Origin of the sequence: Streptomyces sp. NPDC047017 (genome assembly GCF_040644175.1) — a bacterium.
Taxonomy (GTDB): domain Bacteria; phylum Actinomycetota; class Actinomycetes; order Streptomycetales; family Streptomycetaceae; genus Streptomyces.
In genome coordinates this window covers 70,519-97,251 of the sequence record NZ_JBEYVW010000019.1, presented here as the reverse complement: position 1 = coordinate 97,251, position 26,733 = coordinate 70,519, and the positions used below count along the sequence as shown (strand labels likewise).

The 26,733-nt window shown below is 70.7% G+C and carries 25 protein-coding genes; 15 read left to right on the top strand and 10 right to left on the bottom strand.

Annotated elements, in window-relative coordinates; all coding sequences use genetic code 11:
• The first annotated feature begins 204 nt into the window (after window positions 1–204).
• Complete coding sequence (locus ABZ858_RS28385) at window positions 205–2,214, top strand: AMP-dependent synthetase/ligase (protein WP_361384541.1); 2,010 nt, start codon at window positions 205–207, stop codon at window positions 2,212–2,214.
• Here the strand turns inward: ABZ858_RS28385 and ABZ858_RS28380 are convergent.
• Window positions 2,114–3,127: a LysR family transcriptional regulator gene (locus tag ABZ858_RS28380; protein ID WP_361384538.1), complete on the bottom strand. Its 1,014-nt coding sequence runs from the start codon at window positions 3,125–3,127 to the stop codon at window positions 2,114–2,116. The genes ABZ858_RS28385 and ABZ858_RS28380 overlap by 101 nt on opposite strands.
• A gap of 313 nt (window positions 3,128–3,440) precedes the next feature.
• On the bottom strand, window positions 3,441–3,644 hold the full coding sequence (locus ABZ858_RS28375) for a cold-shock protein (protein ID WP_004984723.1): 204 nt from the start codon (window positions 3,642–3,644) through the stop codon (window positions 3,441–3,443).
• Window positions 3,645–4,026: 382 nt separating this feature from the next.
• On the opposite strand from ABZ858_RS28375, the gene ABZ858_RS28370 reads away from it, so the two are divergent.
• A complete protein-coding gene (locus ABZ858_RS28370; protein WP_361384534.1) occupies window positions 4,027–4,875 on the top strand; it encodes a menaquinone biosynthesis protein in 849 nt (282 codons plus the stop codon).
• 166 nt (window positions 4,876–5,041) lie between these two features.
• On the opposite strand, the gene ABZ858_RS28365 is transcribed toward ABZ858_RS28370, so the two are convergent.
• Window positions 5,042–9,793 (bottom strand): FtsK/SpoIIIE domain-containing protein, encoded by a 4,752-nt coding sequence (locus tag ABZ858_RS28365; RefSeq protein ID WP_361384531.1) that lies wholly within the window; start codon window positions 9,791–9,793, stop codon window positions 5,042–5,044.
• 263 nt (window positions 9,794–10,056) lie between these two features.
• Between ABZ858_RS28365 and ABZ858_RS28360 the strand changes: the two genes are divergently transcribed.
• Window positions 10,057–10,365, top strand: a complete 309-nt coding sequence (locus tag ABZ858_RS28360) for a WXG100 family type VII secretion target (protein WP_361384528.1) — start codon at window positions 10,057–10,059, stop codon at window positions 10,363–10,365.
• A gap of 61 nt (window positions 10,366–10,426) precedes the next feature.
• On the opposite strand, the gene ABZ858_RS28355 is transcribed toward ABZ858_RS28360, so the two are convergent.
• Window positions 10,427–11,122 carry a hypothetical protein gene (locus ABZ858_RS28355; RefSeq protein WP_361384525.1) on the bottom strand — a complete coding sequence of 232 codons (696 nt, stop codon included), beginning with the start codon at window positions 11,120–11,122 and terminating at the stop codon, window positions 10,427–10,429.
• Between the two features lie 143 nt (window positions 11,123–11,265).
• On the opposite strand from ABZ858_RS28355, the gene ABZ858_RS28350 reads away from it, so the two are divergent.
• The 4 genes from ABZ858_RS28350 to ABZ858_RS28335 are packed head-to-tail and all read left to right on the top strand — an operon-like array spanning window position 11,266 to window position 14,511.
• Window positions 11,266–11,514 (top strand): hypothetical protein, encoded by a 249-nt coding sequence (locus tag ABZ858_RS28350; RefSeq protein ID WP_361384522.1) that lies wholly within the window; start codon window positions 11,266–11,268, stop codon window positions 11,512–11,514.
• Between the two features lie 2 nt (window positions 11,515–11,516).
• Complete coding sequence (locus tag ABZ858_RS28345) at window positions 11,517–12,875, top strand: putative T7SS-secreted protein (RefSeq protein WP_361384519.1); 1,359 nt, start codon at window positions 11,517–11,519, stop codon at window positions 12,873–12,875.
• Complete coding sequence (locus ABZ858_RS28340) at window positions 12,875–13,606, top strand: hypothetical protein (RefSeq protein ID WP_361384516.1); 732 nt, start codon at window positions 12,875–12,877, stop codon at window positions 13,604–13,606. Before ABZ858_RS28345 ends, ABZ858_RS28340 begins: the two co-directional genes overlap by 1 nt.
• Window positions 13,603–14,511 (top strand): hypothetical protein, encoded by a 909-nt coding sequence (locus ABZ858_RS28335; protein ID WP_361384513.1) that lies wholly within the window; start codon window positions 13,603–13,605, stop codon window positions 14,509–14,511. Before ABZ858_RS28340 ends, ABZ858_RS28335 begins: the two co-directional genes overlap by 4 nt.
• Before the next feature lie 43 nt (window positions 14,512–14,554).
• On the opposite strand, the gene ABZ858_RS28330 is transcribed toward ABZ858_RS28335, so the two are convergent.
• From ABZ858_RS28330 to ABZ858_RS28305, 6 genes are all read right to left on the bottom strand, one after another.
• Window positions 14,555–15,463 (bottom strand): hypothetical protein, encoded by a 909-nt coding sequence (locus ABZ858_RS28330; protein WP_361384510.1) that lies wholly within the window; start codon window positions 15,461–15,463, stop codon window positions 14,555–14,557.
• A 35-nt stretch (window positions 15,464–15,498) separates the two neighbouring features.
• On the bottom strand, window positions 15,499–16,152 hold the full coding sequence (locus ABZ858_RS28325; protein WP_361384507.1) for a hypothetical protein: 654 nt from the start codon (window positions 16,150–16,152) through the stop codon (window positions 15,499–15,501).
• 23 nt (window positions 16,153–16,175) lie between these two features.
• Window positions 16,176–17,069 (bottom strand): hypothetical protein, encoded by an 894-nt coding sequence (locus ABZ858_RS28320; protein ID WP_361384504.1) that lies wholly within the window; start codon window positions 17,067–17,069, stop codon window positions 16,176–16,178.
• A gap of 11 nt (window positions 17,070–17,080) precedes the next feature.
• Window positions 17,081–18,298, bottom strand: coding sequence for an enoyl-CoA hydratase/isomerase family protein (locus tag ABZ858_RS28315; RefSeq protein ID WP_361384501.1), 1,218 nt, complete (start codon window positions 18,296–18,298; stop codon window positions 17,081–17,083).
• A 58-nt stretch (window positions 18,299–18,356) separates the two neighbouring features.
• Window positions 18,357–18,659 (bottom strand): hypothetical protein, encoded by a 303-nt coding sequence (locus ABZ858_RS28310; RefSeq protein ID WP_361384498.1) that lies wholly within the window; start codon window positions 18,657–18,659, stop codon window positions 18,357–18,359.
• Window positions 18,660–18,810: 151 nt separating this feature from the next.
• On the bottom strand, window positions 18,811–19,578 hold the full coding sequence (locus ABZ858_RS28305) for a hypothetical protein (RefSeq protein WP_361384495.1): 768 nt from the start codon (window positions 19,576–19,578) through the stop codon (window positions 18,811–18,813).
• A gap of 394 nt (window positions 19,579–19,972) precedes the next feature.
• On the opposite strand from ABZ858_RS28305, the gene ABZ858_RS28300 reads away from it, so the two are divergent.
• The 8 genes from ABZ858_RS28300 to ABZ858_RS28265 all read left to right on the top strand — a co-directional run bounded on the left by ABZ858_RS28300 (window position 19,973) and on the right by ABZ858_RS28265 (window position 26,728).
• Window positions 19,973–20,632: a hypothetical protein gene (locus ABZ858_RS28300; protein ID WP_361384492.1), complete on the top strand. Its 660-nt coding sequence runs from the start codon at window positions 19,973–19,975 to the stop codon at window positions 20,630–20,632.
• A 432-nt stretch (window positions 20,633–21,064) separates the two neighbouring features.
• Window positions 21,065–21,802 (top strand): hypothetical protein, encoded by a 738-nt coding sequence (locus tag ABZ858_RS28295; RefSeq protein WP_361384489.1) that lies wholly within the window; start codon window positions 21,065–21,067, stop codon window positions 21,800–21,802.
• Between the two features lie 16 nt (window positions 21,803–21,818).
• A complete protein-coding gene (locus ABZ858_RS28290; RefSeq protein ID WP_361384486.1) occupies window positions 21,819–22,937 on the top strand; it encodes a hypothetical protein in 1,119 nt (372 codons plus the stop codon).
• Window positions 22,934–24,241, top strand: coding sequence for an ATPase, T2SS/T4P/T4SS family (locus ABZ858_RS28285; RefSeq protein ID WP_361384484.1), 1,308 nt, complete (start codon window positions 22,934–22,936; stop codon window positions 24,239–24,241). The genes ABZ858_RS28290 and ABZ858_RS28285 overlap by 4 nt, the downstream gene beginning before the upstream one ends.
• Window positions 24,242–24,309: 68 nt before the next feature.
• A complete protein-coding gene (locus ABZ858_RS28280) occupies window positions 24,310–25,332 on the top strand; it encodes a type II secretion system F family protein (RefSeq protein WP_361384796.1) in 1,023 nt (340 codons plus the stop codon).
• Entirely contained in the window at window positions 25,329–26,252 is a 924-nt protein-coding gene (locus ABZ858_RS28275) for a type II secretion system F family protein (protein WP_361384481.1), read from the top strand. The genes ABZ858_RS28280 and ABZ858_RS28275 overlap by 4 nt, the downstream gene beginning before the upstream one ends.
• A 76-nt stretch (window positions 26,253–26,328) precedes the next feature.
• A complete protein-coding gene (locus ABZ858_RS28270; RefSeq protein WP_361384477.1) occupies window positions 26,329–26,580 on the top strand; it encodes a hypothetical protein in 252 nt (83 codons plus the stop codon).
• The gene (locus tag ABZ858_RS28265) at window positions 26,540–26,728 is read left to right on the top strand and encodes a hypothetical protein (protein ID WP_361384474.1); all 189 of its coding nucleotides are present in this window, start codon (window positions 26,540–26,542) and stop codon (window positions 26,726–26,728) included. The genes ABZ858_RS28270 and ABZ858_RS28265 overlap by 41 nt, the downstream gene beginning before the upstream one ends.
• Window positions 26,729–26,733: the final 5 nt, after the last annotated feature.

Here is a 26,733-nt window from a genome sequence, read left to right as displayed (position 1 = left end):
ACCGACGTACAACCCGCCCCGAACCCGCACGGACTCCCCATGAGCGAGCCGTACGATCCCGGTGGCAACCGGCGGTAACACCCAAGGCCCGCACAGCCGCGCACGCACCACCGGTGAACGCACCACCGGTGAACCACCCGGTCCGTACCGCGCGTACCCCATGCGGCGGCGCGCGGCGCGCGGCTACAGGCCCCAGGAGCTGCCATGCCCATCTCGTACTCGTCGTCGCCCTCGCCCTACGCGGGCGAACCCGGCCCCGGCCCCGGTCTCGACCCTGGTCTCCACTCCGGTCCCGACCTCGGCCCCGGCTCCGGCTCCGGCCAGGGCCGCCCCGACGGCCCGTACCCCGTCGAGCCGCGCACCCGGCGGCTGGACGGCCGGGTGCGCGAGGCGTACGTACCGCCGCTGGTCGGCCGGGCCACCCACGGCTCGCTGGCCGACCTGCCGTTCGAGAACGCCGCCGCGGACCCCGGCCGCCGCGTCCTGAGCCGCCGGGACGCGGACGGGCAGTGGCACGACGTCAGCGCGCGGGAGTTCGCCGCCGAGGTGCTCGCCCTGGCGAAGGGACTGGTCGCGGAGGGCCTGGCGCCCGGCGACCGGATCGCGGTGATGGCCCGCACCCGGTACGAGTGGACGCTGCTCGACTTCGCCGCCTGGGCCGCCGGCCTGGTCACGGTCCCCGTCTACCCCACCTCCTCCCTCTTCCAGGTCCGCTGGATCCTCCAGGACTCCGGCGCGGTGGCCCTGGTGACCGAGACGGCCGGCCAGGCCGCCGCCCTCGGCCCGCAGCGCGACCGGCTGCCGGGCCTGCGCCACCTGTGGGTGATGGACCACGGCCACCTCGACCGCCTCGCCGAACGGGGCACCGCGACCGTGCCCGACCAGGAGACCGACGTACGCCGCGGCGTCCTGGGACCCGGCACCCTGGCCACCCTCGTGTACACCTCGGGTACCACGGGCCGCCCCAAGGGCTGCGCCCTGAGCCACGGCAACTTCCTGGCCGAGGTCGACAACGCGATCGAACTCCTCTACCCGGTCTTCCGGGACAAGGAGTCCGAGGAGCCCGCGACCCTCCTCTTCCTCCCCCTCTCGCACGTCTTCGGCCGCATGGTGGCCGTCGCCTGCGTGCGCGCCGGGGTACGGCTGGGCCACGCGCCGAGCCTGGCCGCCGAGGACCTGCTGGACGCCCTGGCGAGCTTCCGGCCCACCTTCCTGCTGGCCATCCCGTACATGCTGGAGAAGATCTACAACAACGCGCGGGCGACGGCCGAACGCGGCGGCCGGGTGGCCTCCTTCGACCGCGCCGCCTCGGTCGCCCGCCGCTACGCCGAGGCAGCCGAGGCCCGCAGGGACGGCTCGGGCCCCGGCCCCGGCCGCTCCCTGAAGACGGCCCGCGCCTGCTACGACCCCCTCGTCTACCGCCGCATCCGGGGCGCCCTCGGCGGCCGGCTGCGCCACGTCATCTGCGGCGGCTCCCCGCTGGGCCGCCGGCTGGCCGCCTTCTACACCGGCGCGGGCATCGACATCTACGAGGGCTACGGCCTCACCGAGTCCACGGGCGCGGCGACCGTCACCCCGCCGCACCGGCCCCGCCTCGGCACGGTCGGCTGGCCGCTGCCCGGCACCCGGGTGCGGATCGCCGCGGACGGCGAGGTGCTGCTGAGCGGGGGCCAGGTCTTCCGCGGGTACTGGGACCCGAACGGCACCGGAGTGGCCCCGGCGACGCACGACGGCTGGTTCGCCACCGGCGACCTCGGGTGCCTGGACGACGAGGGCCATCTGACGATCACCGGCCGCAAGAAGGAGATCCTGATCACCGCGGGCGGCAAGAACGTCGCCCCGGCGCCCCTGGAGAACTGGCTCCGCTCGCACCCGCTGATCTCCCAGTGCATGGTCCTGGGCGACGGCCGCCCCTACATCAGCGCCCTGATCACCCTGGACCCCGACGGCATCACCCACTGGCGCCGGATGAACGGCAAGCACCCCGTGCCCCCGGAACTCCTCGCCGACGACGCCGACCTCGCGGCCGTCCTGCAACGTGCCGTGGACGAGGCCAACAAGCTGGTCTCCCGCCCCGAGTCCATCCGCCGCTTCACCGTCCTGCCGGTCGACTTCACCGAACAGGCGGGCCACCTGACCCCGTCGATGAAGCTGCGCCGGGAGGCGGTCCTGCGGGACTTCGCGCGGGAGGTGGAGGGGTTGTACGGGGGGTGAGGGAGGCCGACGGTCCTGGGGTGGCGGGCAGGCCGTGGCAGGACTCCACGACCGTCTGGGCGAACGCCCGGGCCGGTGGGCTGAGCGCGTCCCAGCGGCGGACCGCCCAGCCCACGGACAGCGGCCGCAGGCTCGGCACGGGGACCAGCCGCAGCGGGCCGCCCGCCGTGCCGTGGCCGGGCAGCGCGGGCACCAGCGCCCGGCCCACCCCCAGCTCGGCCAGCAGGAACGCGGTGTCCCAGTCGGCCACGCTGGTGTCCGAGCCGAAGCGGACGCCCAGTTCGGCGCAGGCCGCGTCCAGATGGGCGGCCGACGTGGAGTTCGGCGGCAGCCGGATCAGCCGCAGGTCCCGCAGCTCCCCGGCGTCCACGTGGGCCCGGTCCGCCAGCGGGTCACCGGCCGGTACCGCCAGCACCCAGGGCAGCTCCACCACGGCGCGCTGCTCGATCCCGCGCACCGGCGCGCCCAGCGTGACCCAGGCCAGGTCCAGTTCGCTGCCGGCCAGCGCGTCGAAGCAGCCCCGGCTCGAACTCTCCGTGAAGAACTCCAGGCTGACCCTGGGGTAGCGCTGCCGGAAGGCGACGACCGCGTCCGCCAGGAAGTGCCGTACGGTCGTCGCGCCGGTGGCGACCCGCACCGAGCCCGTCTCGCCGTCCGCCAGGTCGCGCAGCCGCCGCAGCGCCAGGTCCAGGCCGGTGATCCCCTCGTCGGCGGCCGTCCGCAGGATCCGCCCGGCCGGGGTGGGCACGACCCCCCGGGGCTGGCGTTCCAGCAGGCTGACGCCGGTCTCCCGCTCCAGCCGCTTCACGTGCTGGCTCACCGCCGACTGGGTGCAGCCCAGGTCCCGGGCCACGGCGCTGAGATTGCCCGCCCGGCACACGGCCACGAACACCCGCAGATCATCGAGAGTCACCCGGCAAGGCTAGGGCCTGACCTTCCGGGGCCCGGACCCGGACGGGAGGGAGCGGGTGCCGATCCGCCGCGACCGGAGGAGTTCGCGAAGAATTCACGCGGAAGCCCGGTAGTGCGGAAGCCCAGTAGTGCGGAAGCCCGGTAGTGCGGAAGCCCAGTAGTGCGGAAGGGCGGAAGTGCGGAAGCCCAGTAGTGCGGAAGGGCGGAAGTGCGGAAGCCCGCATCGGAATCGGGGAAAAGGCAGGAGCCCCGTTGCCTGACGGCGCGGGGCTCCTTGGGTACTGCAATCAGATCGGTTACTGCGCGCGGGACGCTCAGACCGGGGTGACGTTCTCCGCCTGCGGGCCCTTCGGACCCTGGGTGACGTCGAAGGACACCTGCTGGTTCTCTTCGAGGGAGCGGAAACCGGTCGCGTTGATCGCGGAGTAGTGGACGAAGACGTCGGGGCCGCCGCCTTCCTGGGCAATGAAGCCAAAGCCCTTTTCGGCGTTGAACCACTTCACGGTTCCGGTAGCCATAAGCCCTCCTTGGGCTCAAAGGGTCGCCCTGCTCCAGAACCTGCAAGTGTGAAAACGAGATCGCCGCACAACTGCATACGTCTGAAAACGACCAGAGCCCGCGGTTACATGCTCCGCAGGCTCTGTACTGCAAGGGAAACCAAAACTGCAACTTGCTGGTGAGCCTAGCATGCGGCTACCGGAAAGCAATAGAGGTCAAGATCACGTCACCCGGATGTTTGAAGGCTCTGGTCAGAGGTTGACGCAGAGGCTCCGACGGACGAGGGCGGCGAAGCCGCCGACCGGGTGAGCCGGAGGGCCCGCCGTCGCGCGAGCCGGACGGTACGCCGCCGGGCGAGGGGGTGGCGGCGGGGCCCCGCGGGCCAGGGTCTAGTCTCGCGATGTGGACAATTCTCGCATCCGGCCGCGCGTCGGCCACATCCAGTTCCTCAACTGCCTGCCCCTGTACTGGGGGCTCGCGAGAACAGGCACCCTCCTCGACTTCGAGCTGACCAAGGACACCCCGGACAAGCTCAGCGAGCGGCTGGTGCGGGGCGAACTCGATGTCGCGCCGGTCACCCTCGTGGAGTTCCTCAAGAACGCGAACGATCTGGTCGCCTTCCCCGACATCGCGGTCGGCTGCGACGGCCCGGTGATGTCCTGCGTGATCGTCTCGCAGGTCCCGCTGGACCGGCTCGACGGCGCCCGGGTCGCCCTCGGCTCGACCTCCCGCACCTCCGTCCGCCTCGCCCAGCTGCTCCTCGCCGAGCGGTACGGGGTGACGCCGGACTACTACACCTGCCCGCCCGACCTGAGCGTGATGATGCAGGAGGCGGACGCGGCCGTGCTCATCGGCGACGCGGCCCTGCGCGCCAACCTGCACGACGGCCCGCGCTACGGCCTGGACGTGCACGACCTCGGGCAGCTGTGGAAGGAGTGGACGGGCCTGCCGTTCGTCTTCGCCGTCTGGGCGGCGCGCCGCGACTACCTGGAGCGGCAGCCGGAGATCACCCGCAAGGTGCACGAGGCGTTCCTCGCCTCCCGCAACCTCTCCCTGGAGGAGGTCGGCAAGGTCGCCGAGCAGGCGGCCCGCTGGGAGGCGTTCGACGAGAAGGTCCTGGAGCGGTACTTCACCACCCTCGACTTCCGCTTCGGCGCGCCGCAGCTCGCGGCGGTCGCGGAGTTCGCCCGCCGGGTCGGCCCCACCACGGGCTTCCCGGCGGACGTGAAGGTGGACCTGCTGCGGCCGTAGCGCACCCCGCCCGGGCCCCGGAACCCCCGGTGCGCCGCCCGCCCGCGCCACCACCCTGCCGGGGTGGGCCGGAGGACGGGGACGGCGTACGGGGGAGCACGGGGGAGCCCGGGGGAGGGGACGCCGCGGGCGCGGTTGTTCGAAGGCGGGGTGACGGGCACCGCCGCTACAGCGGTGTCGTGACCGTCGTGAACTCGCCGCTGCCCAGGTGCAGCATGCCCTTGCCCGGTGTGACGGGGCCGCCGACCATGCTCCGGTTGGTGCGGATGCCGATCAGCTCGCCCGCGGAGGTGTCCTGCGGGGAGAGCAGGATGCCGCGCCGGGCCTTCTTCGCCTCGACCTGCCAGCCGGAGAAGCCGTCACCGACCTCCTCCTCGTCACCGGCGATGACGACGGCGAGCCCCTCCTCCGCGCCGCGCTGGACGATGCGCTTGAACACGTCCTCGGCGTCGCAGTCGTCGAGCACCTCGGCGTCGTCGACCAGGACGACGATCGGCTGCTCGGGCGTGGCCGACCCGATGGCCTCCTCCAGCTCGTCCTCGTCGATGTCACGGCCGGTGAACACCCGCAGCACGCCCTGCGTGCCCTCCAGTTCGCGCAGCGGCGACGGCCGGGGGGCGGCCAGCACCAGGCGTACGCCCTGCGCGAGATGGGAGCGCGCGAAGTTCATCAGCACGGTGCTGCGGCCCGACTTCGCCGGACCGCCGATCACGAACGCCGGGACGCCGCGGGCCAGATCGGGCCCGAACGCGGTCAGCTCGTCACCGCCGACCCCCACCAGCGCCCACAGCGGGGAGGCACCGGCGGCCGGGTCGCGCATCGCCCACGCGTCCGCGAAGGAGATGCGGCCGGGCAGGACGTCGACCCGGAACGGGCGGCGGGCACGCGGCACGTCCGCGTCCCGGGCCGCCGCCGCGTCACCGATCGCGCCCAGCGCGGCGGCCTGGCCCTGGCCGGTGGTGTCCGCGCAGAGCAGGGCGAACTGCGTCTCCGCCGCACTCTCGTTGCGGAAGGCACGGCCCGGCGGGATCTCCTCCGGCACCTTGCGGGCGTTGATGTCCAGCATGGAGAAGTCGCCGCGGTCGGCCAGCCGGAGACCGTACTTGTCCTCGGTCAGGGAGGCGATCCGGCCGGCCAGGATCTGGCGGTCGCCGGTGATCACGACGTGGATGCCCACGCTCGCGCCCTCGCGCATCAGCGCGAAGAGCTGGTCGGTCAGGTCTCCGTGGTCGTACTCGCCGAGCGTGGGCAGCCAGCCCTCCCACCGGTCAAGGAGCAGCACGATGTGCGCCGGCCGCTCCTCCTCGGGGGCCGCGGCCCGCTGCTCGCCGATGTCGGCGAAGCCCTTGTCCGCCAGCAGGTCCTGGCGGCGGGTCAGTTCGGCCGTGAGCCGGGTGAACAGGCGTACGACACGCTCGACCTGGTTGCGGCCGACGACCGCGCCGCAGTGCGGCAGCCGGGTCAGGGCGTTCAGGGCGCCGTTGCCGCAGTCGACGCCGTACAGGTGGACGTCGGCGCAGGAGTGCGTACGGGCCAGCGAGCCCGCGATGGTGCGCAGCAGCTGGGAGCGGCCGGAGCGCGGCGCGCCGCCGACGAGCAGGTGCCCGAAGGCGGCGAAGTCCACGGCCACCGGACGGCGGGCCTGTTCGGCGGGCAGGTCCTCCATGCCGTACGGGGCGGCGGGCAGCGACCCCTGGGAGCGGACCGCCGGGATGTCGTCCAGCAGCAGGGTGTCCTCCAGGGCGGGCAGCCACGGAGAGTGCTGGGCGGGGATGCCGAGCGCCCGGTCGGCCTCCCGGACGGCGTCCACCAGCACCTTGAGGTCGGTGATCTCGTCGTCCTCGCGCGCCTCGGACTTCGGTTTGCGCAGCATGGCGCGTCCGAGGTCGGTCCAGGCCAGCGGGCTCACCCAGGGCGCCAGCGTCCGCGGGTCGGCCGCGCCCGGGCGGCGCCCGCCGACGCGGCCGGACTGGAAGGGGATCAGCGAGGCGTGGCCCAGGCGGACGTAGGCGCGGCCCGGTGTGCTCTTGGAGATGTGCCCGGCCTCGGGCGCGTCGATGACGTCGGTCGACTCGCCCGCGTCGGTCACCCGCAGCGCGATGCGCAGGTTGGTGTTGGCCCGGATCTCCGGCGACACGACACCGCTCGGGCGCTGGGTGGCCAGCAGCAGGTGGATGCCGAGCGAACGTCCGCGCTGGGCGATGTTGACCAGGCCGGTGACGAAGTCCGGCAGGTCGCGCACCATCGAGGCGAACTCGTCGATGACGATGAGCAGCCGGGGGACCGGCGCGTGCGACGGATCGCGGCGCACCAGGTCCTGGTAGTCCTCGATGTCCTTGGCGTCCGCGGCGGCCAGGATGTGCTCGCGCCGCTTCAGCTCGGCACCCAGCGACTCCAGGGCGCGTTCGACGAGGTGCGCGTCGAGGTCGGTGACCATGCCGACGGTGTGCGGCAGTTTCACACAGTCCTTGAACGCCGAGCCGCCCTTGTAGTCGACGAGCACGAAGGTCATGTTCTCGGGCGTGTTGGCCACGGCGAGGGCGGCCACGATGGTCTGCAGCAGCTCGGACTTGCCGGAGCCGGTGGTACCGGCGATCAGGCCGTGCGGGCCGTCGCGCCGGATGTCGATGCCGAACGCGCCGTCGTACGACTCGCCGATGACCGCCATCGTCGACTGGCCGCCCGCCCGCCACCGGGCGGCGATCGCGTCCCGCGTGGGCGGTTCGAGCTGGAGCACGTCCAGCAGGCGGCTGGCGGCGGGCAGCGCGGAGTCCTCGGTCTCGCCGCTGATGTCCCGCAGCGGGGACAGCGCGCGGGACAGCCGGGCGCACCAGGCCGGGGAGACGAAGTCGGGCCGGACGTCGGTCCTGCGCAGGAAACCGCTCTGCTCGACCCGCAGCCGCAGTTCGAGGGCCTGTTCCGGGCCTTCCGGCGAGGGCTGGGCGGCCGTCCGGTGCCAGGCGTGGAAGGAGGGGAAGCCACCGGCGGCGGGTTGCGGCACGGCGCTGGCCGCCGCGCCACCCGCGCTGCCGTCCGCGCGGCGCGGCTCGGCGACCACGACCGCCTGGCACTCGCCGGGCAGGAACCGCTCCTCCTCGTCCAGGCAGATCGCGTACATGGCGACGGCCGGGCCCTCCCGCAGGAGCCGTACGACCCCCGGCATCGAGCGCAGCCGGCGGGAGCCGTCCCAGACGACGACGATGTCCGGGTCGGCGAAGGCGGGCCCGTCGCTGCCGCGTCCGCGTTCCTGGAGGGCCTTCTGCCGTGCGGCGAGCAGCTGGGTCAGCTCACCGACGCGCGCGCCGACGGTCTCGGAGTCCGTGCCTATGAGGACGTTGACGTCCTGGCCGCCCGGCGGCCGCGCGTGGGGCAGCCAGCGGACCCAGTCCCAGCGCGGGTGGGCGTCGTTCTCGGTGAGGACGTAGAACTGGACGTCCATGGGGCTGTGCAGGACCGCGGCCTGGGCGACCGCCCACCGGCCCAGGGACCGCGCGCAGTCCGCGGGCCCGGCGATGCCGACGACCCCGAGGTCCTTCAGCGGCAGGGCGACGGGGGAGTCCTCCAGGAACCAGGTGACCTTCCGCTTGTGGTCGTCCTGCTGCGGGTCGTTGAGGACGACCTCGGAGGGGACGCGGCCGGTGCCGACGCGGAGCAGCAGGTGGTCGGCGTCGGTGCGCCTGCGCTCCCACAGCCGGGTCCGGGGGCCCGTGCCGAAGGCGAGCACCGCGGCCGGGTCGGGCATGGCCTGGCGCCGGTCGGCGCGCTCGGCCACCAGGGCCTCCTGGGCGTCCTGCTCGATCCGCTCCTTGTGCTCCTTGTACTCCTTGACCTGCTTGACGTGCGATGTCCGGCCGTGCTTCTTGTCCATGACGTAGTTGCCGACCATCATGACCGGGCTCATCACGGCCATGATCAGGTAGTACCAGCGGCCGAAGACGAGCACCGAGACCACCGCGCCGACGAGCGGGAACAGCGCCATCAGCCAGGGCAGCGGCCGCGCCTCGTACTCACCGGGCGGACCGGGCAGCTGGAACTCGGTCCTGCGCTCGGCCGGCCGCAGCCGCGGCGGCCGGTTGTAGTCGAGGCCGGTACCGTCCTCGGACCACTTCAGGGCCGCGTTCGGCGGGGTGTACGCCGCGATCTCCAGCAGGCTGTTGCCGAGGGCGAGTTGCGCGCCCAGGGGCCAGGAACCGCCGTCGAAGGTCTCTCCGTCGAGGCGGGGGAGGGGATTGCCGCCGGCTCGGGATTGCGCGCGGCCTTTCTCCTCCTCTTTCTTCTTTTCCTTGTTCTTGTCGTTCTTGTTCTTCTTGTTCTTCTTCTCGGCTTCTTTGGCCTGCTTGCCGGTTGTGCCGGTTGTGCGGGGCGTGTCGGTTCTGCCGGTCGTGCCGCTGTTCTCGCGGCGGTCGTCCGGGAGGTCGTGGAGGCTGACTTCGCAGGTGCCGTCGATGGCGATGGACAACGTGGCGGCCCGCTGGCCCAGTTCGGGATCGTCGACGCGCAGTTGCGCGGCCGGTCCGCTGCCGATGTCGTACCGGCCGACGCCGAGCCGGTGCACGGTCCCGGCCGCCGGGCCGCCGGCCACCCGGAACTCCACGACGCCGGTGGGCTCGCCGAAGAGGCAGCCCGCGGGGTCGTACAGGCTGACGACGGCGCCCTCGCGCAGCGGCGACCCGGCGATGTTGGCGTCCGGATCGAGGGGGTAGCCGTCGACGTACGCCTGCGGTGCCCCGGCGGTGCCCTGGTGGACTCCCTGGGCGTGCCCCCGCAGGGAGATGACCTGCGCACCGCCGCCGCCCGGACCGATCTGCTGGGCCAGCTCGCGGGTGATGTCGCCCACGGTCGACTCCGGATCGGCGTCGAGCACCACGTCGGCGCTGGCACCGCCGAGCGGGTCGACGACGGTCAGGCTCAGGCGCACGTTCATCCTCCTCGCGGGGCTTCGGCCCCCTCCGGAACGCTGGACGCAGGGGCGCGCGGTCGAAGTGACCTTAACCGCCCGCGTTTCCTCCCGCGCAACGGGATGTGCGGCCCTTCACGGGCCCGACGCCCGACGTCCCTGTCATTCCCACAGCCCCACCCGTAAGATCTTTGCGCGTGCGGACGACCGGTACACGACCGGAGCGGCCGTACGACGCGAGCCGCGGGGGACGGCCCTACGGCAACACAACGGGAGGAGCCCCCATGGGCAAGGGCGGTAAGGACGCAGACCTCACTTACTCCGAGATGGAGAAGAAGGCCACTGACCTCCTCAAGGCCATGCACGACATGGAAGCGCAGCTGAAGAGCATCGAGAAGGGCGTCGAGCAGCTGGTGGAGCACGGCTTCACCACGCAGAAGGCCTCGGGTGCCTACGAGAGCTCGATCAAGGACTTCACCAAGGGCGCGACGAAGACGATCCAGGGCCTGCACGGCCTGTCCGACTTCCTGAAGAAGGCGAAGCAGGCGTACGAGGACCTGGACCACCACCTGGCGCAGGGCGCCAAGGGCTGAGCCGGCTCCGGCGCCCGGGCGCGGTGGGGGTGGCCGCCACCGCCCACCGCGCCCCCGGGACTCATGCTCCGGCTTCGCCGGCCTCGCCGGACGGGGCGTGGCGCGTCAGGTACTGGTGGAGATCGCTGCGCCACTCCTCCGTGGTGAGGGTCAGCCAGGAGCCGTCCGAGAAACGGATGCGGAGCTTGTCGCTCTCGTGGACGCCGTTCAGGGGGTCCTCCACCACCGCCTCGGTGGCGGCGAGTTCGGCCACGACGCGCATGCGGTCCTCCCTGCGGACACTCACCCGCCTGGGGGGCGCTGCCAGCAGGACGCGGCCCTGGGACAGCAGGACGAACCTCTGGTGGTGCGAGGAATGGCCGTACCAGCGCAGCAGGAACTGACCGGCCGCCCCGGTCCAGTCGCCGTCGAAGGTCTTGTCCAGGCCGTGCTCGACGACGGCCCGGCCGCGCTGTTCGGCGTCGAGGTCCGCGGCACGGGCGCGCTCGCGGTCCTGCGCCGAGGACAGCAGACGCTTGAGGGCCTCCTCGCCCGAGGCGAGAAGGCTGAACAGCATCGCGATGGGCATCAGCGGCGCGACGAGCACGGCGCCCAGGACACCGAGCGGCCTGAGCGGCGCCGGCCGCAGCCGCCCGGCCCCGGCCGCCTCGTGCACCTGCGCGGGCGGCTCGGGGATCTTGCCGATCGTGCACCATGCTCCGGCGTCCGGGGCCACGCCGAGGCGGTTCCTCGTGGTGCGGTCGGTGCTTCTGGACACACCGTTTCACCTTCCTTGCCGGTCGCCTGCGCGGTTCGGAAGCAGGGTCTCATGTTGACAATGGGGGAAATATGAGTGACTTGTCGATCGATCATGCCGTGCTGAATCGAGTGAGAAACAATCTCGACCATATAGCCCACTTGATGAGGAAGCCGGGCCGGGACATGGCCCAGGTGAGCGGCGACTCCATGGGAGTTCCCGAACTGGCGAAGCGCATGGACGATTTCGGCGACGAGTGGTCGTACGGGATCAAGCAGCTCACGAAGTTCTCCGAGAAGGCGTCGAAGGCCCTGCTCGACATGAAGCACGCCTTCGAGGAACTGGACCATGAGCTGGCACAGGCCGGCCAGGGCAAGGGCAAGGCCGGCCGGGGCGGAAACGGGGGGAAGTAGGCATGGCCGAGGCACGGCTGGAGGACTTCCCGGCGCTGGGTTTCGTCCCCTGTCCTGGTGACCACGTGGTGGCCGACGATGTGGCGAAGACGGTCCACGAGACGGCGAAGGCGCTCGACGAGATCTGCCAGGTGCTCCACGGAACAGGCGCCGGCGACTGGAAGGGCGAGGCGGCCGAGGCATTCCGGAAGAAGTTCGACAATGACTTCCGGCCCCGCATGGACGACGCCCGGGATTCGTTCTCCGACGCCGCCGGCCCCCTCAAGGACTGGGCGTCCTACATGGAACGCAAGCAAAAGGCTGCCGCGCGTCTGGAAGTTCAGGCGGCTCACCTGAGCGAGCAACTGGGCAGTGCGCACGAAAAAGCCGAAAAGCTCAAGAATTCTGGCCGAGGCCAAGGTGACAAGAAATCCAAGGATTCCAAGGAATCCGGTGAAGCCGGGGAATCCAAGGACCGCAAGGACAGGCTCCAGGAAGCCAACCGGGCCGTGAACGCGAAGCAGCACGAGCTGGAAGAGCTTCGCCGGCAGGGCCACGAAATGGGCAAGGACTACCAGGAGTACGGCGAAAAGATCGCCGGGCGCCTGAAATCAGCGATGGACATCGCACCGAACGAGCCCGGTATGTGGGACAGGCTCGGTCACGCCCTGGAAGACCTCGGCAAGGCCCTGGCCGACCTGCCGGATCAGGTGGGAGAGCTCCTGTCCGACGTCGGCGACTGGCTCAAGAGCCACGCCGACTGGATCACCGTCGCGGCTTCGGTGGTCGGCGTCATCGCCATCTTCTGCCCCGCCCTCGCTCCGCTGGCGATCGGGCTGAGCGCTGTGGCGTTCTTCGCGCATGCCGCCTCCTACGGCGTGTCCGGCCTCTTCCCGCCCACCGGTGAACGGATCGGCAACTGGCTCACCCTGGGAGGCGACGCCCTCGGCATGGTGCCCGGCGTCGGTGCCGCGAAGTCCGGGGTCACCGCCGGTGTCAAGGCGGCCCGCGGAGCAGAGGGCCTCGTCGCGGGGACCAGGATCGGGATCAAGACCGCCGGCGTGACCGCGAAGACCGCCATGAAGGCGGCAGACCCTGTCGCCGCGGTCATCGACAAACCGGTGATGGCCCTCGCGACCAAGATGGGCGTGTCACGCGGCGCGGCCCTGACCGCGACGGAGGGGGTCCAGGCAGCCGCGGCGCTCGGCTGGACGGCTCCGACGGCACTCAACGCCTACGAAACGAGCAAGGGAAGGTACGACGCGGCTACTTGGGGCACCGGTGCGGCCAACATCGCCACGGGAACCGGAGGCGGCAAGTTCGGCGGCCTCGTGGCCATCGGCAGCGCCATCGGCCTGGGCGCCTGGGAGCTGACGGACTGATGGCGTCCAGCGGCATTCACCCGGAGGCGACGGCCGGCCGTACCACCACCGCGATCCCCGAGGTCCCCGACTTCTGGTTCGAGCTCCCTGCGGGCTTCACCGCGTTCGACCTGGGCGAGCCATCGGAGGCACGCATGCTCCGGATGGCGGAGGCCACGGAGCTGATGTTCGCCGACGCGACCCCGGAACAGCGATTCGGACTCGTCGTATCGGGCGAATACGTCCTCCAGACGATGATCGCGGCCGGCGCCGAACACGTGTCGAGCTGTTTCGTCCGCATGCCCGATGACGAACTGTCCCAGGGAACGCTGTGCGTGCTCGTCGAGCGACCGGAGCGTGGCCCGGGGCGGCAGGACCGGCCGGGCTCGGCCAGACGCACGGCCGCGCAATGGCGCGCCATGCACCCCGAAGCCGAGGTCGGCCTCGTCATGCTCCCCTACGGCATGGCGGCCCTCTGCATCGACGACCAGAACGTGCGGATACCGGGTGCTTTCTTCGGCCTGGACACTCCGATCCCCACGACAGTAAGGCAGTTGCAGCTCTGCGTGCCGCTGGAGAAGGGCCCCGGGTCCGTGCTGTTCGTCTTCACCACGGAAGACGTCGCACACTGGTCCGAGTACCTTGACCTGCTCAGCGGCATCATGAGGTCGATCTCGGCCGACGAGCCGCGGAGCGAAGAGGAGCCGGGTCCTCACGCCCCGGCCGCCGGAGGAGCGGAGGGGCGAACATGAGCGGCCGGACCCTCACCCCGGCGCAAGCCGGGCGGGCACGTCACCCCTCCCTCTGGGCGGTGGGAACCGGCTGCTACGTGCTCGCCGCGATCGCGGGCATGTTCGCCCTGGCGGACAGGACGGGACCCGCCCTCCTGATACCGCTCTGGATCGTGCACGCCGGCATCCTGATCCTGCTGCTCCGCAAGCTGGGAGCGAGAGAATCCAGCACGTACGCGATGCTGTTCGTCCTGGCGACCTCACTGATGTCGGTGTACGTCGCCGGCATGGCCCGCGACGTGCTCACGCTGCAGCGCAGGGGCGAGCAGGTCTCGGCCGAGGTCGTCCGGCAATGGCGAGACCCGGCGGAGGGCCGCAAGGCCCGCGACTACAACTACGAGCTGCGGCGCCCGGACGGCTCGAAGGTGCCGGGCCCCCCACTGAAGACCTCGTCGGACTCGTACGACATCGGCCAGACCCTCACGGTGATCGAGGACCCGAAGGGCGTACTGCGCCCCCGGACCCCGGCCCAGGCCAACGCCACCGGCGAGATGATCGGCTCGGCCGCGTTCGCCCTCTGCGCCCTCGCCGCTGTCGCCTGGATGGCATGGCGGGGGTCGGCCGCCGTGATGCGGCGCGGCGAGAACGAGCCGGCGGCCGGCGCCACCCTGCGTAAGGCGTACAAGGCGGTCACCCGCAACCACTCGACCCGAGCGGAGCAGGAGCAACGACTGCGCGAGGCCCTGCGAGCCCATCCGGCGGACCGACGCGGCTACATCAAGCTGCACCCCGAGGACTACCCCGACCTCTCCCAGCAACAGGCGGCCCGCATCGCCTGGGAAACGGGCCTGCGAGCGGAGGCGGCGGGCAACCGGGGTTCCTGGCGCTTCAAGGAGAACGTGGTCGAGGAGGTGCCGTTCGACTGAGCGGCAGGCCAAGAGATCTCACGTGAGCGCAGAGCCGTCGACGTCAGAGGTCTGCGGGATTGAACCCACCGCGCCGGCCCGCCTTGCTCATGAACGCGTACGACTTCAGCAGGCCGTGGTCCGGTTTGACCGGGATGGTCGTCGTCACTTCGATGAGGAAATTGCCGCTGCGACGGCGAGTGATGACCGGTTCGACCGACGTGTTCCGTTCGCCAAGGGACGAGACATAGGAATCGACGTAGCGGCTCTGGCGTGAGGTGAGGTCACTGGAGCTGACCAACTCGGCGCACCCGGCCAAATGACGAGTGATCGACCAGTGAACACGACTGCTCGGTGGAGCAAGTCTGCACCACGAGCCGTCAGCGAAGTGGATCCTGATATCGCCCCCCACGGCGCTGCAACGCATGGTCTCGGCGCCACTGACCTCGGAGCGATCGATCTCCCAGAGAACTTCGTCCCGTGAGAGGTCGTCGCCGGTGAATCCGACGACGACCAGACGGCGATCAGTGACGATGAGGTGGGTGCGACAGCTCTCGGGGCAGCGGGCGGGGTCGAGCTGCCAGGGGAGGGTCCGGGCGACGGAATCCGGCTCCGCCCACATGACGGGGAAGTCCTCGACTTCGTTCTCCGGTTCCTGCGGACGCCCGGGACCGGCACTGCGGCCCGGCAGAAAGCCGCCCGTTCCACCGAGTGCCTCAAGGGCCCCGCCGATCGCAACGTACAGGGCGCGCAGCCCCAGAGCGGCGGCGTTGCCGCCTGGCGTCTTTCCTGGCTCAGCACCGAGCGCGAAGCAGGGGCCTGCGGGCCAACCGGGCAGCTCTTGGTGGATGTCGTTCCGCCGCGGATCACGGAACCAGCGCATACCGGACACCTTGGGCGCGGTCCCGGTGGCGAAGACGATGGAGTCACGGGCGAGCAGCACTTCGCCCGGTTCCGGAGTCCAGATCGCCATGTGCCTTACCTCGCTGACCTATAGGTTCATGACGTTCATGCCGGTTCGGACGGCTGTGCCGTCTCGGTGACGTCGAAGGAGACTGTCCGCAAGATCGCCGTGATCGTGTCGCAGAACTCGCCCCAGTATTCGGTGGACGCGGTGTCAAGGGTGAATACGGCGGTATAGGGGGCGTTCGGAAAAGGCACATGCACCTGGATCTGCCCTGTGAGCAGCTCCTTCTCGCTGCCGTCGGCCGTGATCTCCGGAGAGAGCGTGATCTCGCGCAGTGTCACGCAGGAGACGGCCGGCCCGCAGGGCAGGTCCATCCAACGCGCGTCTCGGCGCGGATCACTGCTCAGGACGGCGAGGATGCCGTTCGCGGCTATGTCGGGGCTGGTCTGGTCCGTCTCCACGGCGGCCACCGTGAAGGCGCATTGGGCTACACCGCCCTCATCGGTGGAGAAGAGACCGATGGCCGAGTACGAGAGACCGGTCGAGGCCAGCTGCTCGGCCAGGGCCGCGTAGTAGGGGGCTGCGGGGGACCACAAGGAATCGTCACCGCGCGAGTACAGCTCACGCACGAACGAATCGGAGAGCGACGCGCGCTCTTCCGCCGTCTCTGCCAGGGGGAGCGAGAAGAAGCCGTCGGGGATGTGGAAAGAGAGGGGTGGGATCTCGGGGTGGACTGTCAGGAGTGGTGTGGTCACGGGTTTTCGGTTTCCATCGGGGGTCAGATGTCGCCTGGTGTGTAGGTGAAGTTTTCGTCGTGGGGGCCCATGAGGAGGAAGTCGCCGCCGATTCCGTAGGAGGCGGCAACTCTGGTGGTCTTCAGGTACTCGGCCAAGAGGTTTCCGCTGGGTCGACGGGTGATCAGAAGCTTGCCAGGCGTCTCCTGGCGTGCGAGGAATTTGGTGATGGCCTCTTGTTGCCCTGGAGTCAAGCCCCCGGTTGTCACCAGTGTCAGAGGAGGGGTGAGTGCCCGAGTGACATCATCCCGGCAGTTCGTGTTCCATCCGGCGAGCCGACACCAGGACCCGTCTGAGAAGACCAGTTTGAAGTCTGTCTGGTATCGACTGAACTTCATCCTCTGCGTGGTGGCCACATTGCTGCGCTGCGTCTCCCAAAGCACTTCGTCCTCAGGGGTGTCACTTTCCTCCAGCAAACCCAGAAGGAGGATTCGTCTGTCTGTCGCTACCAAGTGGGTGTGGTATTCCTTCGGGCGGCGTCCGGGATCGAGTTGCCACGGCAGGGTGCGAGCGAGTGTTCCGGGTGCCGCCCACACGACAGGGAAGTCCTGGACTTCATTCTCAGGCTCCTCCGGATCCTTCAGTCTCGCGACGTTCCCGGTGCTTCCGGAGCCAGCCAGTGATTCGAGAACGCCGAGCACTGCCACAGCAAGCAGCCCTGCTCCGAACTTGCCCCCCTGCCGCAGTCGCCGTTCTCCCTTGGTGCGTACGGTGAAGTGGGGGCCGTCCGGCCAGTCGGGCAGTTGGTTCTGGATGTCGCGGCGCTCGGTGTCGCGGAACCAGCGCATGCCCGAGACAGGAGTGGCAGCGCCGGTCGCAAAACTCACCCCACAGCGGGCTACGAGCGTCTCGTCCGGGTCCGGTTGCCAGATCGTCATGGGTGCAAGCCTCAGTGTGCGGTCGCGGATTGGTGCAGACGGTCTCCGGGATCAATGAGGTGCCCGCCGTGCAACGCGATACTGATTCCCTTGGGAAGGATTTTTCCGGTCACGTCGATCCCCCTTCCGAGCTTACTCAACGGGTCGACGGTCCACTTTTCCTTGGCGGCCGCCAACCCTTTGGTACCGAGCCATTGGCCTTGGTGGTAACCCGCCTCGGCGAGGCCAGCGAGCCGCCCCTTCACCCCGCTTGCGTGCGACAGTAGCCCGAGGCGTTCGCCCGTGCCACCAAGCACGACTCGGCGTCCCAGCATGCCCAGGCCGCCCTCCACGGATTTGGCCATGTCGCCCGTGGCGATGAGCACAAAAGACTTCTCAATTTCGGAGGCGGCGAAACCCCCGCCGAATTCCGCGATCCGGGCTGTCGCAGCTGCCCTGCTCGCGACCTTCGCACCCTTACTGAAAAGCCCGAACCCCGGAAGCAACCCCATCGCATCCGTCCCCATCGTCAACCAGCTGACGTCCGCCCCGCCAGCCATCGCCACCGAGTGCGACAGTAGCGCCAGCCCGCTGGTCAGTACGGCCGCAGCGCCGAAGATCGCGCCGAGCGGTTCGAAAGGAAGGGTGATGATGGCCAGTACGCCGAGAATCGCGGTGACGTCGCTGAGGATGTCACCGATCTCTTTGATCAGGTCCGCGTGATCCTTGATCCAGTCCCCGGTCTCGTTCCACGCGTTCACGATTCCGTGGCCCAGCTTGTCCCAGAATCCGGGCTCGTCGGGTGCGAGGTCGCCGGCCTTGTCGAGTTCCTTGCTGATGTGACCGGCGGCCTTCTTGTACCGGTCTTCGAGGTCGTGGACCTTGCCGATGACGCCGTCCACCGCGCTGGAGGCCTTGCCCAGTTCGTCGCTGCCCTCGCTGCCGGCCTTGTTCTTGGCCTGGGTCTCGGCATCGAGTTTCTCCCCGGCCTCCTTCTCCAGCCGGACCGCTTCCTCCTGGAAGCCCTTGAGCTGTTCCGCCCAGTGATGCAGAGCGCGAGCTGCCTTGTCGAAGGAGTCGTGGCTCTTGCGGACCAGCGGGGTGACGTCCTTGCTGATGTACTGGGCGAAAGCGACCGCGGTCTTGCCTTTCCAGGCGCCGCACTCGATGCGTTCCAGTTCCCGCAGGGACGTGCCCAGCTCGCCCGCCAGTCCGCCGAGGTTCTTGGCGAGTTGGCGGGTGTCCTCCACGTCGCCCGGTGTGGGGTCCCAGCCGATGTGCGGGAAGGACGGCCGCCCACCACTCACGTCACTTGCCTTTCTTCTTGGGAGCCTTCAGTGACTCGACGAGATCGAGGTCGAGCTTGTCGAAGGACTTGCTGATCGTGTCGATCATCTTGACGGCGCCGTGCGTGTGCTTGCCGAGCTGCTTGATGCCGTAGGCCCAGTCGTCGGCGAAGTCGTGCACGTCATCGATGAGGCCGCCTTCACCGACGGCCGAGGCGTCCGTGCCGCGCAGGGTGCGGCGGGTCGTCTCCATGCGTTCGCTGATCGTGGAGAACGTTCTCTTCAGATCAGCGAAGATCGTGTCTTCCAGGTGAAGGTCACTCATGTGGTGAGGGCTCTCTCGCTGGTGGTGGGGGAAGGCGGACCGACGGTATCGGTGGGGGCCTCGGTCACGCCAAGCCGGGCTCCGGCTTCCGCCACCTTTCGCCATTTCAGGTCACGGTGTCCGTCCTTTGCCCGCCCCGCCGGTTCTGCCGTCATGTCGCCGGAGCCCGGTAGACCCGTACCGTCGCCGCGATCTGCCGTACGGTCGCGTCCGGTACCTCGCCGGGGACTCCCTTCGCGGCGAAGAAGGACCAGGAGGCCAGGTCTCCCTGGGGGGTCTTGAAGGCGAACGTCCAGGCCTTGCCGTTCGTGGTGCACTTCTTGGTTTTGGCCACCCCCACGGACCAGGCGCTGCCCAGGCTGCCCTTGATGCCGGAGGCCGTGGTGAACGGCTCGACGGTGCCGGCCTTCACCTTGGCCGTGTCGGGCTGGGTGTACTGGCCGTACACCCATGTCCTCGGGTCGGCGCCGGCTATCGCCTCGGTGCTCTTGGCGCCGTTGTCCCGGCGGGAGCCGGCCGCGGCCAGCGCCGTGTACTCCGGCGTGCCGTCCTTGTCGTCGTCCGAGGAGCACCACTGCTCCTGCAAGAAGGCGGGGGCGCGGATCGCGATCAGGGGCTTGTCGTCCGGGTCGTCGTTCTCGGACACGTAGGTGACCCAGCTCGTGGACTTGAGCGCCCACTGCGGCGGAACGTCGAACTTGATGCCCGCGCTCGGGTTGGCGACGACCTTCCAGCCCTTGACCGTGGCGGTGTCGCCGCCGCCCCCGCGGGGATCGGCCGGGCTGGGTGCCGGCGGCGTCGGTGACTGGGTGGGGGAGGGGTCCACCCTGTCGTCCTTGCCGCCGCCGAGCACGACGTACCCGGTCACGCCCGCGGCGACCACGACGGCTGCTGCCGCCACCAGGGCGATGAGTCTCACGCGGTCGCGGCCGCCGCCGGGAGGGGGCGGCGGCATCGACGAACCGGACGGCTGCGTCGGCGCGTTCGGCGCGTTCCACGGCTGGGACTGCTGATAGGGGTTCGGTTGGTGGTATCCGGGCTGCTGGTAGGGGTTCGGCTGCTGTCCGGTCCCCGGCTGCTGAGGGTTCTGCCCGCCCCCTGGCGGCTGTTCTCCTGGCCACATGAGCGGTAACCATATGCGAGCGTCCTTTGGGCCCGGGCCGAGCGGATGCCTCGACGAGCGGCCCGCCGCACGGGCCACTCGCGTAGTACGGGGCGCCGCTAAGGTGGGCCGCCGGTAAGAGGCCGGTCGGTATGCGCACGTCGTCGGCCGGTCGGTGTCGGTCAGTGCGCGGGGGCAATGCCGTATGGGGATGCATGAAGTGACGTCGGTCGCGCGGGAGGCCGGGGCGGGTGGTGGGGGCGAGCGGGCGCGGCGGCCCACCGGGAGCAGTCTGGTGTGGGCTGTCGGGCTGCCGGTGGCGGGGGTTCTCGCCGGTGTGGTCGCGCAGTATCCGTACGGGATGTGGGTGGGGGTCGTCCTCGGGCTGGCGGTGGCCGCCACGACCGCCGTCGTCGCGGGAGGCGTCTGGCACCGGGCGTGGGCGGCGACGTTCGCCTCGTTCGCGGTGCTGGCGCTGCCGTTCTTCGCCGGGCCCGCCTTCTACGCGACGTACGCCCAGCAGGCCGGCGAGCGGGTGCCTGCCGTCATCACCGGGACCGGGGAGCGCCAAGGGGTGAAGAAGAGCGCGAAGCTGTCCGTCTGCCGGGTCGTGGAGGCGTCGGGCGCCGTGCGCGAGGTGTCCGAACAGTCCAACTGCCAAGGTCAGTTCGCTGCCGGTGAGCGCGTCGTCCTCTTCGAGGACCCGCTCGGCGCGCTGGACCCGTGGATCGAGGCGGAGCCCGGGGAGCGGGGCGTTGACACCGTGGGTCTGGGCGTCACGGCGGGGCTCTTCCTGGTGGCGGGGTCGGCCCTCTTCTGCGCCGGGCAGCGGCGGCGGTCCGTCGGCGTCGGCACGTACTCCCGGCGATAGGGCTCGCACCGCCCCGGCGCCCTGGGTGCCGCCGCCACCGTGAGTGAATCGTGCAGGCCTCGTGGGTACTTCGTGGCCGACCGGGGTCGGTAGGGGGCGGGCTGTCCCGGGTTGCGTGACTTGTCGAGGTGCCGGCGGATTCGCTGTCGCACAGGTGCGGGAGCGTTTCCGTCCGCTTCCCGACTGCTCGGCAGGGGCGTGTCGTTGCTGGTTGGCAATGGCCCGCGCGGCGGTGCGCGTGGGGCCGGAGGCGCCTTGAGGGGCTTATGTGTGGCTGATACGGTGCGATGGCTTGACACTCACCCAAGCGGCGGCTAATCGCCCAGGTCGGGCGGTACGTCCGGTGCATTCCACATACGTGGTCCGGGGTGGAGTGTCCTGACTTGCAGAGAATTCGGTAGAACACTTTCTGGGTGTACGGGGAGCGGTTGCGTGAAGATCCAGGAGCGTACGGGGGCGGGCGCGGGGCGTTCCGCGGCTCCGGTTCAGTCGCCGGGCGGTGACCGGCTTCCCACGGCACCTCGCGAGCGCAAACCCGCGCTGGCGGCCCTGGCCGTGCTGCTCATCCTCGTGGGCGCGCTGGGCGCCACCATGCTGGTGCTGCAGGCCGGCGACCGGGTCGAGGTCATCAAGGTGACCAAGGACGTCCAGGCCGGCCAGTCCGTCACCAGGAACGACGTGACGTCCGTGATGGTGGCCGCCGACCCCGGCACCGACTACATCAAGTGGTCGCAGCTGAGCGCGCTGGAGAGCCTCAAGGCCAAGTCCACGATCTACCAGGGAACGGTCGTGGTGGGGCAGATGTTCGCCGGCAAGAGCACCCTCGCCGCCGGCAAGGCGACCGTCGGTGTGGCCCTCAAGGAGGGCCAGTACCCGTCGGACATCAAGACGGGCGACATCGTCGCCGTGTACCGCGTCGGCAACAACACCTCCAGCGGCTCGTCCAGTTCCGCCAGCTCCTCGGGCTCCGGCAAGAACGGCGGCTCCTCCGCCGGCGGCAACCTCATCGTCGACAACGCGCGGGTCAGTTACAAGAGGGACGACAGCGACGCCACCGTGAGCACCGGCACCCTCTCGCTCACCCTGCTGGTCAACCAGTCCGACGCCGCCGCCGTCGCCCAGGCCGCGTCCTCGGGTGACGCCGCCGTCGTCGTCGTTCCCGGCAACTGAGAGCGGCGGGACACCCATGGCCCTCATCGCACTGGCCGCCGACAAGGGTTCCCCCGGCGTCACCACCGCGGCCGTCGCCCTGGCCGCGGTCTGGCCGCGGCGCGTGCTGCTCGCCGAGACCGACCCGGCCGGCGGCGACCTCGTCTACCGCAGCGCCGCCGCGCACGGCGGACCGCTCAACCCGAACGTCGGCATGCTCTCCATCGCCGCGACCGCCCGCCGCGGCCTCGTCCCCGACCAGCTCTGGGACCATGTGCAGCCGCTGAGCGGGGGGCTGGACGTGCTCGTCGGGCTCGGCAGCGCCGAGCAGGCCGCCGGGCTCACCGGGCTGTGGCCCACACTCGGGCGCGCCTTCGCCTCCCTCGGGGACTCCCCGGACTCCGCCGCCGACGTCATCGCCGACTGCGGCCGCATCAGCGGCGACACCCCGGCGGCCGAGCTGTTCCCGCACGCCGCGCTCGTGCTCCTCGTCGCGCGCACCGAGCCCGAGTCCATCGCCCGGGTCCGCGACCGTGCCGCCGTACTCTCCACCAAGCTGCACGGCGGGCCGCGCGGTGCCGCCGGCCTGGCCACCCCGCTGATCGGGGTCGTCCTGGTCGCCGACCCGAGCAGCGCAGGCAAGGTCTCCGGGCAGGTCAACGACATGCTGGTGCACGCCCAGACGGGTGCCCGCGTGGTCGGGACGATCGCCGACGACCCGGCCGGCGCCGAGCAGCTGGCCGGCCGCAAGCGCGGGCGCCTGGACAAGTCGCTGCTGATCCGGTCGGCCCGCAAGGTCGCGGGGGATCTGCACCAGCAGTACGGCGCCTCCTGGACCGTACCGGCTGCGGCCGCCGCCACTGCCACCGCCGCTGCCACCGGTCAGCCGCGGCAGAGCCTCCGCCGGACCGACCGCCAGCAGCACGGCTACCAGGGACAGCAGCACCCCCAGCCTCAGCAGCCCCAGCAGGACCAGTACCCCCACCAGGACCAGTACCCCCACCAGGGCCAGTACGCCCAGCCCCAGCCCCAACCCCACTCACAGCCCCAGCCCCACTCACAGCCCCAGCCCCAGCCCCAGCAGGGCCCATACCCCCCGCACACCCCGATGAGCGGTAGCGGCAACGGCAGCGGTAACCCGGGAGCCGGGCGGTGACCACTGTCGACCACCAGCTGGTCAAGCGGTTCCGGCAGGACGCCGGTGACCGGATCGCCGAGCAGCGCCGGCTCGACCAGGTCAACGGCGTCACGCCGATGTCCGGTGAGGACGAACGGCAGTACGCCCGCGCGGTCATCGCCCAGATCCTGGAGGAGTACGCCCGCGCCGAGATCAACGCGGGCCGTACGCCGCTGGACGCCGAGACCGAGGAGCAGTACGCCGCCGCCGTGCACGCGGCGCTCTTCGGCGTCGGCCGGCTCCAGCCGCTCCTTGACGACCCGCAGGTCGAGAACATCGACATCAACGGCTGCGACCAGGTGTTCGTCGGGTACGCCGACGGACGCGAGGCCAAGGGCGAGCCGGTCGCCGAGACCGACGAGGAACTGATCGAGCTGATCCAGGTGCTCGGCGCGTACTCCGGCCTGTCCTCCCGCCCCTTCGACTCCGCGAATCCGCAGCTCGACCTGCGGCTGCCGGACGGTTCGCGCCTGTCGGCGGTCATGGACGTGGCCCGCCGGCCCGCGCTGTCCATCCGCCGGGCCCGGATGGGCAAGGTGTTCATCTCCGACCTCGTCGGCAACGGCACGCTCGCCCCGGAGCTGGGGCACTTCCTGGCCTGCGCGGTCCGCGCCCGCAAGAACATCATGATCGCGGGCGCCACCAACGCGGGCAAGACGACCCTGCTGCGCGCCCTGGCCAACGAGATCCCGCCGCACGAACGCCTCATCACCGTCGAACGCGCGCTGGAACTGGGCCTGGACACCTTCCCCGACCTCCACCCCAACGTGGTCGCGTTCGAGGAACGGCTGCCCAACTCCGAGGGCCAGGGCTCCATCCCCATGGCCGAGCTGGTGCGGCGCTCGCTGCGCATGAACCCGTCCCGCGTGATCGTCGGCGAGGTGCTCGGCGACGAGATCGTGACCATGCTGAACGCGATGTCGCAGGGCAACGACGGCTCGCTGTCCACGATCCACGCCAACAGCTCCAGCGAGGTCTTCAACCGCATCTCCACCTACGCGCTCCAGGCGTCCGAGCGGCTGCCCATCGAGGCCAGCCAGATGCTGATCGCGGGCGCGGTGAACTTCGTCGTCTTCATCCAGCGGCGCAACAACTTCCAGTCCGGCGGACGCCTCCAGCGCGTGGTCACCTCGATCCGCGAGGTCAACGGCGTCGACGGGCGGGTGCTGTCCAGCGAGGTCTTCGCCGAGGCGCCCGACGGCCGGGTCGTGCCGCACGCCCCCATAGCCTGCCTGGAGGACCTCATGGCCCACGGCTACCAGCCCCACGGAACCTGGGGGTGAGCGGGATGAGCGCGTACCCCACGACCACGCACCCCATGGCCTTCGGTTCGCTGAGTTCACTCGGCTCCATGGACGGGCTGTTCTCCACCACCGTCCTGTACTCGATCGGCAGCGGCGTCGCGGCGGGCGGCGGACTCGCGCTGCTCGCCATCGCCGTCCGCGGCCTGCCCGCCAAGCCCCAGCACGAGAAGCAGAAGGCGGCCGAGCGGGCGAACGAGCTGCTGCGCTTCGCCGGGCAGCGCGGCTCGCTGGCCGTCATCATCGGCCTCGCCGTCCTCCTGCTCACCCGCTGGGCGGTGGCCGGCATCGCCGCCGGCGTCCTCGTCTTCTTCTGGGACCGCCTGTTCGGCGGCGCCGCGGAGGAGCGGTCCGCCATGCGCCGCGTGGAGGCCCTGGCCTCCTGGACGGAGTCACTGCGCGACACGATCGCGGGCGCGGTCGGCCTGGAACAGGCCATCCCCGCCTCCGCCCGCGCCGCCGCCCCGGTGCTGCGCCCGCACCTGGACGCCCTGGTCGACCGGTTGCGCGCCCGCACCCCGCTGCCGGACGCGCTGCAGGTGCTCGCCGACGAGATCGACGACGCGTCCGCGGACATCATCGTCGCCGCCCTCATCCTCAACGCCCGGCTGCGCGGCCCCGGTCTGCGCCAGGTGCTGGGCGCCCTGGCCAAGTCGGCCCGTGAGGAGGTCGACATGCGCCAGCGCGTGATGGCCCAGCGCGCCTCGACGCGCCGCTCGGTGCAGATCGTCGTCGCGGTCTCCATCGCGTTCGTCCTCGGCCTCGCCGTCTTCAACCGCGACTTCGTCTCGCCGTACGGCACCGCGGTCGGCCAGCTCGTCCTGGCCGTCGTCTGCGCCCTGTTCGCGCTCGGCTTCTGGTGGCTGCGCAAGCTGTCCACCATCGAGACGCCCGAACGCTTCCTGGTGCGCGACGCGTCGGAGGTACGCCTCGTCCGCCCCCGCACGCCCGCGCAGACGGGGGCGCCCGGGCAGGCCGGTGCGCCGGGGCACGCGGGTGCCTCCGCGCACGCCGGTACGTCGGCGCCTGCGAGTACGTCCACGCCCGCGGAGGAAGGCAGGGCACGCCGATGAACCTGACCATGCCCGTCCTGGTCGGCGCGGTGGCCGGCCTCGGGATCTACGCCCTCGTACGGGCCCTCATGCCGTCCCGGCGCAGCGCCGTCGCGCAGGTCGCGCGGATCGACGCGATGCGGGCGCGCGGAGCGGCGTACGAGAACGCGCACCGGACGCAGGAGACGAGTGGCCGGCTGGGCACGCTGCGCGCGAGGGTCGGCGCCCGGGTCGCCGAGTTCTATCTGCACCAGGGCTGGGAGCTGCGCTCCCTGCGCGCCGACCTGGCGGTCCTCGAACGGAGCTGGGAACGGTTCCTGGCGACGAAGGCGCTGCTGGCCGTGGCCGGCCTGTTCTTCGGCCCGCTGCTGTTCGCGGTCGTCTACACGCTCGGCTTCGGCCGCAGTCCGGTCATCCCGGTGTGGATGGCCCTGGCCTGCGCCGCGCTGTTCTTCTTCCTGCCCGACCTGGAGATCCGCCGGGACGCCGCCGACAAGCGGCGCGACCTGCGCCGGGTCATCGGGGCCTATCTGGACCTGGTGTCGATGAGCCTGGCCGGCGGACGCGGTCTGCCCGAGGCGCTGATGGCGGCGGCCGAGGTCTCCGACGGCTGGGCCAACCAGCGCATCCGCAACGCGCTCGCCGACGCCCGGATCACCGGCGTCAGCCAGTGGCAGGCGCTCGGCCAGCTCGGTGAGGAGCTGGGCGTGGAGGAGCTGAAGGACCTCTCCGCCTCGCTGGCGCTGGTCGCGGACGACGGCGCGAAGGTGCGCGAGTCGCTCGCCTCCCGCGCCGAGACCATGCGGCACCGCGAGATGGCCGAGATCGAGGGCAGCGCGGGCGAGAAGTCGCAGTCGATGCTCGTGGCGCAGCTGCTGCTGTGCGCGGGCTTCCTGGTGTTCCTGATCTTCCCGGCGGCGATGCGGGTGTTCCAGGTGTGAGCCACCGCCGAAGTCGTACGCACCATCCCGCATGCCAACTGCCTTGCACACAGAGCAAGTCGAGAGGAAAACTGTCATGAAGGCACGAGACTTCCGGACCGGTGTCCCGGCCATGGACTTCCTGATCACCTTCCTGCGCGGCCGCGTCCAGCGCGCCCGCTCCGGCGAACTGGACCGCGGCGCCTCCGCGGTCGAGTGGGTGATCATCTCCGCGGTGGTCGTGGCGATCGTCGGCGTGGTCGCCGCGATCATCAACTCCGCGCTGAGCGACGGCGCCCACAAGGTCGGTGACTGCATCAAGGGCGCGAGCGCGAGCAAGACCTGCTGAGCGCGGCGTACAGGGACGTACGAACACGTACATCGAGAACACGTACATCGAGAACACGTACATCGAGAACACGTACATCGAGAACACGTACATCGAGAACACGTACGACGAGACGTACGACGAAGGTGCGACGGGGATGACGGGGTGACGGGG